Below are 6,417 nucleotides of genomic sequence, written 5' to 3'. Positions count from 1 at the left end.
GCCCCGGGGGACCGGCCGTCCGCCGACGGTGGCTCGAAGCGCCTCCAGTCGGGTGACGGCCTCCTCGACGCGGGCGGGGTCGGTGCCGCGCACGACGATGGTCGTGCCGCGGACCTCGCCGTCGTGGAACGGGTAGGAGCCGACGATCAGGTCCGGCAGATCCGCGGCGAGGCGGCGCAGCGGCGCGGCGATGCGCCCCTCGCCCACCTCGAACCGCACGTCGCGGGACAGCAGCGGGGTGCCGGCGGTGAGCGTGGGCAGCACCGACGCGACCATCGCGACGAAGATCGGCGGGACGCCCGCCATGACGTGGACGTTGCCGATACTGAACCCAGGGGCGCCGGAGATGCCGTTGGTGATGAGCGTGGCGCCGTCGGGGATGCGGGCCATGCGCAGCTCGTCGCCGGTGAGGGGGCGTCCGCGTGCTGCGGCGCCGCGCTCGATCAGCCCGCGGGCGTCGTCGCGCACCTCGATCCCGACGCCGAAGGCCGCGGCGACGGCGTCGGCGGTGATGTCGTCGTGGGTGGGGCCGATGCCGCCGGAGGTGAACACGTGCGTGTGCGCGGCGCGGAGGGCACCCAGGGCTGCGACGATGATCTCGTGGTCGTCCGGCACGATGCGGATCTCGCGCAGGTCGATCCCGACGCGGGTGAGCTCGCCGGCGAGATGATAGGCGTTCGCGTCGCGGGTGCGACCGGAGAGGATCTCGTCCCCGATGACCAGCATGGCGGCGGTGGGGTTCGGCATGCTGGCAGCATAGGTCTCGCCTTCGGGGTGCCGCCCCGCGGTGGTGAGACGATCTGGCACGTGGCCTCGGCGCGGGTGCCCCGTGCCCACGCGCCGCCGTGCCGGGGAACGTCCCGGTGCGGCCCGACACCCCGCAGGTGGGAACCGAGCGCCTCGCACGGCGCCCGGGAGCCGGCGGGCGCACCGGAATCCCTTGACGGCGCGGGCGGGTTCTTGGAGTCTGTGGCGGCGTCCTTGCAATCCGAGGGCCCTGCCGACATCGAGGGGCGGTTCCCATGGGGACGATCGCGGTTCATGAGTTCATCGCGCTGGACGGCCAGTACGAGGACCCGAGCTGGACGTTCGAATACGGCTTCGACCCGAAGATGGGCGAGACGCTCGAGGCGATCACGAGCGGGGCGACCGCCATCCTCCTCGGTCGCAAGACGTACGAGATGTTCGCGCCGGCCTGGTCGCGACGCACGGTCGAGGACGACCCCGGCGCCCCGTTCTTCAACGACACCCACAAGTACGTCGTCGCCTCCCGGGAGCCCGACGTGACGTGGGGGCCGTCCACTCGGCTGCCGTACCCCTCGGAAGCGATCGGTGCGCTCAAGGAGGGGACGGGCGGCACGATCTACGTCTCGGTCAGCGGCACGCTCGTGCGCGCCCCTCCTGCGGGACGGCCTCGTCGACATCTGCACCTGTTCGTCTACCCGGTGGCCCGCGGAGCGGGGGAGCGGCTGTTCGAGGTCGGCGGCCCGCCGACCATGTTCGCGCTGAAGGGGCACGATCGATACGACAACGGCGTGGTGCACCTCAACTATGGGCGGGGCTGACCGCGCCGGTCGGTTCCCCGGTGCAGGGTGGTCACCAGCAGGACCAGTGCCGCCGCCTGGCTGAGCGCCACGACCACCACCAGCGCGGGCAGTGAGACCTCGTACAACCAGCCGACGACGCCGCCACCGACCACGGCCAACGCGCCCTGGATCCCCGCGAAGACGCCGTACGCGGTGGCGCGGCGCGGTGCGTCCACGAGCTCGGCGACGAGTGCCTTGATGGTCGAGTCCTGCACCCCGAATGCGAACCCCCAGACCAGCACACCGACGAGCACCGCGGTGAGCTCGGAGGACAGTGCCAGCGCCGGCACCAGGGCCACCAGCACCGGGACCAGGTACAGCACCCGGGACCCGATCCGGTCGTACGCCGCACCCACGAGCAGCGCGGCGAGCGCCTCCACCGCCATCGCCCCGGCATAGATGAGTGGGACGGTCGCCACCGGGACCAGCCCGCGCGTGGTCAGGTGGAAGGAGATCACCCCGAAGGTGACCAGGCCCCCGGTGGTCAGGCTCACGGCCGCCGCGTACCGGAAGAACTCCGGTGGTAGCCCGGCCCCGACCGACTCCGCCAACCAGGCGCGGATCCCCCGAGGTGCCGCGGGCATCGTGACCCGCCCGGGCGCGTGGGGCCCGGGCGCGGCGGGCGGCGTCGAACCGTCGTACACGGAGGGGTCGGGCACCTTGGCCCGGAGCACCGCGAGCAGGATCATCGTGGCCGCTCCCGGCACGGCGAGGACCAGGAACGCCGGCCAGACCACGCCGGCGACCGCGAGCACGGCGGCGACCAGCAGCGGCCCCAGGAAGGCCCCCGTCTGGTCCATCGCCTTGTGCACCCCGAAGCCTCGCCCGCGCCCCACCCCGGCCGCGACGTGCGCGAGCAGCGCCGTCTTGGACGGGCTCCGGATCGCCTTGCCGGTGCGCTCGAACAGGATCAGCACGATCCCGACGGCGAGCCCCGCCCCGCCCAGGAACGGCGTCACGGCGAGGAGCGGCACGCAGACCGCCGTCAAGCCGTACCCGAGGATCGTCAGCGTCCAGTACCGGCCGGTGCGGTCGGCGAGCGGGCCGAACACGAACCGCAGCACCAGCGCCATCGCCTCACCCGCACCGGTGACCAGGCCGACGACCAGCGCGCTCGCGCCGAGCGCACCCAGCAGCGGGCCGTACATCGAGCGGGCACCCTCATAGACCATGTCCGCGGCGAGGCTGACCCCGCCGAACATCAGCACCACCCGCCAGGGTGACCAGGCGAGGCCCCGATCGCCGGTCGAGCCGTCCACGTCGTGCACGGGGATGAGCGTAGTTCCCCGCCGGTCGCGCGGCTCCCGCTGCGCGAACACAATGGCCGAGGTGGGATCCCGCTCGGCAGTTTGTCCGGCACCCACCCGGACCGTGTTCCCGAGTCACTGACAGGAGGTAGCAGGTGCCCCGCGACCTGACGCTGAAGGCGATGAATGCCGTGCACCGCGCGTGGATCGCCCTGGCCCGAGGGCACGGCGGCTGGGACGCGGCCAGGATGCCGGTGCTGGAGCTCACGACCACCGGGCGGCGCACCGGCCGGGCGCACCGGGTGCTGCTCACCTCCCCGGTGCAGGTGGGAGGCGCGTTCGTCGTCGTCGCCTCGCGCGGCGGGGACGACCGGCCCCCCGCGTGGCTGCTCAACCTCCGTGCCCAGCCGCAGGTCGTGGTGCGGCTGCGCGGCGGACCGCCACGAGCGGCGCACGCGCGAGTGGCGACGCCGGCCGAACGGCGGGACCTGTGGCCGCGGGTCACCTCTGCGCACCCTGGCTACGCCCGCTACCAGGCGCGGACCACGCGCCAGATCGCGCTGGTGCTCATCGAGGTGCCCCGCGACGGAGCGGACAGTGCCGAACGTCCGCCGGGTTGAGGGCCAGAACCGCCGGGAGTCGCTGAGCGAGTCGGTCCCCGGTTCTACGCTGGCCGCATGGACACTGAAGAACGACTGGCCGTCTTCCTCGACTACGAGAACCTCGCGTTGGGCGCCCGCGAGCACCTGGGTGGGATGACGTTCGACTTCAAGCCGATCGCCGACGCCCTCGCCGTGCGGGGAAGGGTCCTCGTCCGCCGGGCCTACGCGGACTGGTCCTACTTCGACGAGGACCGACGTTCCCTCACCCGGCACCAGGTCGAACTCATCGAGATGCCCCAGCGGATGGGTGCCTCGAGGAAGAACGCCGCGGACATCAAGATGGTGGTCGACGCGATCGAGATGGCGTTCGAGCGCGAGTACATCTCCACGTTCGTCATGTGCACCGGGGACAGCGACTTCTCGCCCCTCGTCCACAAGCTCCGCGAGTTGAACAAGCGGGTGATCGGCGTCGGCGTCGAGCTGTCCACGTCACGCCTGCTACCGCCGGCATGCGACGAGTTCCTCTTCTACGACAGGCTGGAAGGGGTCGAGGTCCCCGAGGAGATCGAGCCACGCGAGCGGCGCGCACGGGGCTCCCGGAGCACCGCGACCACGAACCGAGAGCCCGCGTCCACCGTGCCCTCCGTGGCGGCGGCACAGCACGGGGGTCCGCCGGCGGTCGGGGAGCCGGCCACGCCCACCGAGGCGGAGACCGCCGAGGCGGAGACCCGGCCCGAGGCCGAGGCCGAGTCCCAGACCCTCGAGGTGCTGGTCGCCCAGACGCTGGCCGGGCTCGCGTCAGCATCGGGCGCGGTCACCGCCTCGGTCCTCAAACGGACGCTCCTGCGCAAGGAGCCGACGTTCACCGAGTCCGAGTACGGCTTCCGGTCCTTCGGCGAGATCCTCAAACATCTCGCCGAACGGGGCATCGTCGAACTCTCGCCGGGCCCCGCGGCCGGTGATCCCGAGGTGTCCCTGCCGGAGCGCGGCGAGCGTGAGAGCGCCTTCGAGTTGCTCCGCGAGGTGGTCGCGAGCGCGGACGGGCCCGTGCTGCTCTCGGGTCTGAAGAACAGGCTGCGCAAGCGGCGCCCTGATTTCAGCGAGAAGGCGTTCGGATACCGGAACTTCCTGCAGTTCTGCAAGGCCGCGCAGGCCGACGAGCTCGTGGACCTGCGGTGGAACGACGCTGCCGAGGACTACATCCTCACCGAATGAATCTGCCTGACCGCGCCGATTTCGGGCCTGTTGGCGGGTCTGCTCGCCCGGCGGGACCTCGAGCGTCTTGGCGTCGAGATCCCCAGGATGGAGCCATGTGTACGTGTTGACGTCGATCTCCTGCCCGGCGGTCAGGGGGCCGCACGATAGTTGCGCTCCCCGCTGGGCCTTCGTCGTTGCCGGGGGCTCGTCGTGGGCTCGGCGACACGCCCATGGCCGACTCGCCGCACGCGCTGGTGGACATATCCGGATCATCCGGACAAGGCCTAGCGGCAGGTGGCAACTTGGGACTAACGTCCCAGGTGATTCGCCTCGTGCGTCGTAAGGAGGTCACCGATGACTTGGTCCCAAGGAAGTGCCCGGCACGGCTGGTCCGCGCTGCCGGCCCTCATCCGCAGCGGCTGGCTGCTGCTCGGTACAGCCCTGACGGTCAGCCTGACCGCCACCGCCCTCGGGCTCGGGACGCCGGTCGTCGCGGGTGTGCTCGCGGTGCTCATCTCGCTCGGCCTCGTGCTCGGGCTCATCACGCTGACGGAGTGGACCGGCTCGGCGGGGCCCCGGCTGGCCGGGGGCCCGTTCGGCCGGGTGCCGCCCTCGTGGGAGTACTACGAGACCTTCGGTCGGTAGCGCCGCCTCGGTGCCGGCCGGGCGCGCGAGGGCAGGTCGACCGCTGCTGACCGCATGGCTGCTGACCGCATGGCCGCCGGCAGTGTTGGTGCCGGTCGCGCCCGGCGCACCTCGTGCTGACCTCGTGGTCGGTGGCGTCCTTGGTTCCGTCCTCCCACGCGCCAGGGCCGGGCCCGTCCGGTCCCGTCCGGGTCGGGTCGGGTCGGTGAAACCGTGCCGTGCGGGAGCGTGTGGTGGAGGATCGTCCCATGAAGATCGGCGTCGCCCTGCCCGTCTCCGGCTCTTGGGCCACCCCCCGCAACGTGGCCGAGATCGCCCGACGGGCCGAGGAGCTCGGGTACCTCTCGTTGTGGACGTTCCAGCGCCTGCTCGTGCCGACCGGCAGCGGCATGCCCCCGGTGTACGCCAGCGTCCTGGACCCGCTGGTGGTGCTCGCCCACGCGGCTGCCGTGACCGAGCGCGTCCGCCTGGGCACCGCCGTCGTGAACATGCCCTATCTCGCGCCCGTCGTGCTCGCCAAGCAGCTCGCCACGCTCGACGTCCTCAGCGACGGGCGGCTCGACGCCGGTCTCGGGCTCGGCTGGTCACCGGAGGAGTTCGAGGCGGTCGGCACCGACTACGCCCGCCGCGGGGCCCGTGCCGAGGAGTACCTCGCGTGCCTGCGAGCGCTGTGGGGTCCTGACCCGGTCGAGTTCTCCGGCGACTTCTACCGGGTGCCGCACGGCAGCGTGCAGCCCAAGCCCATCCAGCGGCCCGGCCCGCCGGTACTGCTGGGGGCGACGTCGGAGCGCGCGATGAGCCGCATCGGGCGTCTGGCCGACGGCTGGATCAGCAACAGCCGGGCCGACCTCAGCGCGCTCGCGGCACCGATCGAGCAGGTCCGCGACGCCGCCCGGGCAGCAGGCCGGGATCCCGCGGCGCTGCGGTTCGTCTGCCGTGGGGTGGTGCGGGACGCTCCGCGCAGCGGGCCGCTGACCGGAAGCCTGGACGAGGTGCGGGTGGACCTGCCCGCCCTCGCCGCCCAGGGCGTGACCGAGGTGTTCCTCGACCTCAACTTCGACCCCACCGTCGGCCACCCGCACGCCGACCCGGCTGCCGCGATGCGGCGCGCGCACGCGGTGCTCCAGGCCCTGGCGCCGG

General features: G+C 72.5%; 7 protein-coding genes. 5 read left to right on the top strand and 2 right to left on the bottom strand.

Annotation, left to right across the window (positions count from 1 at the left end; translation table 11 throughout):
- Positions 1–747: competence/damage-inducible protein A (locus ACYC1Z_RS13645; RefSeq protein WP_461410070.1), on the bottom strand; the 747-nt coding region annotated here is incomplete at its 3' end.
- Between the two features lie 275 nt (positions 748–1,022).
- Here ACYC1Z_RS13645 and ACYC1Z_RS13640 point away from each other — a divergent pair.
- The gene (locus ACYC1Z_RS13640; protein ID WP_461410069.1) at positions 1,023–1,565 is read left to right on the top strand and encodes a dihydrofolate reductase family protein; all 543 of its coding nucleotides are present in this window, start codon (positions 1,023–1,025) and stop codon (positions 1,563–1,565) included.
- Here the strand turns inward: ACYC1Z_RS13640 and ACYC1Z_RS13635 are convergent.
- Entirely contained in the window at positions 1,550–2,788 is a 1,239-nt protein-coding gene (locus tag ACYC1Z_RS13635) for an MFS transporter (RefSeq protein WP_461410071.1), read from the bottom strand. The two genes, ACYC1Z_RS13640 and ACYC1Z_RS13635, sit on opposite strands and share 16 nt — an antisense overlap.
- 200 nt (positions 2,789–2,988) lie before the next feature.
- Between ACYC1Z_RS13635 and ACYC1Z_RS13630 the strand changes: the two genes are divergently transcribed.
- From ACYC1Z_RS13630 to ACYC1Z_RS13615, 4 genes are all read left to right on the top strand, one after another.
- Positions 2,989–3,453, top strand: coding sequence for a nitroreductase/quinone reductase family protein (locus ACYC1Z_RS13630; RefSeq protein ID WP_461410068.1), 465 nt, complete (start codon positions 2,989–2,991; stop codon positions 3,451–3,453).
- 57 nt (positions 3,454–3,510) lie between these two features.
- Positions 3,511–4,650, top strand: coding sequence for an NYN domain-containing protein (locus tag ACYC1Z_RS13625; protein ID WP_461410067.1), 1,140 nt, complete (start codon positions 3,511–3,513; stop codon positions 4,648–4,650).
- Positions 4,651–4,986: 336 nt separating this feature from the next.
- Positions 4,987–5,277: a hypothetical protein gene (locus tag ACYC1Z_RS13620; protein WP_461410066.1), complete on the top strand. Its 291-nt coding sequence runs from the start codon at positions 4,987–4,989 to the stop codon at positions 5,275–5,277.
- 248 nt (positions 5,278–5,525) lie between these two features.
- Positions 5,526–6,417: LLM class F420-dependent oxidoreductase (locus tag ACYC1Z_RS13615; protein WP_461410065.1), on the top strand; the 892-nt coding region annotated here is incomplete at its 3' end.

Source organism: Georgenia sp., assembly GCF_054605595.1.
Note: the sequence above shows the minus strand (reverse complement) of the source record. Positions and strands in the feature narration are given on the sequence as shown.